Annotated in this window: 1 protein-coding gene and 1 pseudogene; both read left to right on the top strand. The window is 56.5% G+C overall.

Annotated features, from left to right (window positions below):
- A pseudogene (locus AB4Z27_RS29010) lies at positions 1–97 on the top strand (nucleotide pyrophosphohydrolase); the annotation flags it as partial.
- 73 nt (positions 98–170) lie between these two features.
- Positions 171–1,034 (top strand): restriction endonuclease, encoded by an 864-nt coding sequence (locus AB4Z27_RS29005; protein WP_441591524.1) that lies wholly within the window; start codon positions 171–173, stop codon positions 1,032–1,034.
- Positions 1,035–1,325 lie beyond the last annotated feature (291 nt).

Genomic DNA, 1,325 nt, shown 5'->3' with positions numbered 1-1,325 from the left:
GCTTGTGACGGCGTTGGGGGTGGATCTGGATGCCGCGGTGAGGGCGAAAATGGAAATGAATGCGGTGAAATATCCCCCACCTGCGGGGGAAGCGTAGCGGAATCGAATTCAGGCACACTMGCGGCATAAGGACGAATTCAAAAACCCTACGGGCGTAAGCGAGCATCGCGATGGCAAGAAGAAATAATAACGGTGTCTTCGAGGATCTTTTCGGTATTGCCCGGATGTTGCCATGGTGGGCCAGCGTAGTCCTTGCTGTGGTCGCCTACGGCATATTGCATCGTTATGCCATCGCCGACGTTCCCACCAATGTGCCGCCTGGTCAGATCGGCAGTATGGTTGTTGCACAGATGGTCAAGGCGTTCGCCACATATGGCCAGTACATCGTCCCTACCATCGTTCTCGCAGGCGCGTTGGCGTCGTATTTTGAAAAGAAAAAGCGAGAGAGGCTTATTGGCGCGGTAGCCGCTGATGCGTCAGGTAAAGCCCTGAATCAAATGTCGTGGCGCGAGTTCGAAATGCTTGTGGGACAGGCGTTTCGCGCAGATGGCTATACCGTGACAGAAGTCGGTGGCGGTGGAGCTGACGGCGGCGTGGACCTACAATTGCGAAAGTCCGGCGAGATATTCCTGGTTCAATGCAAACAGTGGAAGGCGTACAAGGTCTCCGTGAAAGTGGTTCGGGAACTCTACGGCGTCATGACGGATAGAGGCGCGGCTGGCGGTTTTGTCGTGACGTCAGGCGTTTTCACGTCGGATGCGGCGGCATTTGCCAGGGGCAAGAATATCGAACTCGTGGATGGCGCGTCGCTATTGGCTCGGATTCGAAAAAACGAAGCGATCGCGCCATCTCCTGCACTGTCGGCACAATATACCTCCGTCGAACCGATGGCCTCAAGTGCCGGCCCGACGCCAGCTTGCCCGAAGTGCGGTGCACAGATGCTCCAGCGGATCGCAAAGCAAGGCGCTAACGTGGGTAAGGCATTTTGGGGATGTGAGGCGTTTCCAAAGTGCCGTGGTGTTCGGGGACTGTGAGGGATACGGTTTTCGCGGATAGAGCGGGCTGTCTCGGATCTGCCGACTTACCGATCGGGAAGATTTCCTTCCTAAATCGCTCGATAGACGCTTTCGCGTTATCGATCGGTAATTTTCTTCCTACACATTCCCGATTGCCACGCGCCAGACCCGCGCTGCAGCGTCTCCCTCATACCGCACAAACGCCACGCTGGACACCATCGGCTCAACAATAGGAATCTTCTCCATCGGGGTGACGATCAGGCATTGCACGTTGGCGGCGCCTAGCCGTTGTAGCCAGTTGCGCGTGGT

The organism is Cupriavidus sp. KB_39 (assembly GCF_052114485.1).
Classification (GTDB): Bacteria; Pseudomonadota; Gammaproteobacteria; order Burkholderiales; family Burkholderiaceae; genus Cupriavidus.
The sequence above is the reverse complement of the archived record's forward strand: the minus strand, read 5'-3'. Positions and strand labels throughout refer to the sequence as shown.

Excerpts from the sequence above, each read along its gene's own strand:
- AB4Z27_RS29005 (WP_441591524.1), top strand. The coding sequence starts at position 171 with ATGGCAAGAAGAAATAATAACGGTGTCTTCGAGGATCTTTTCGGTATT.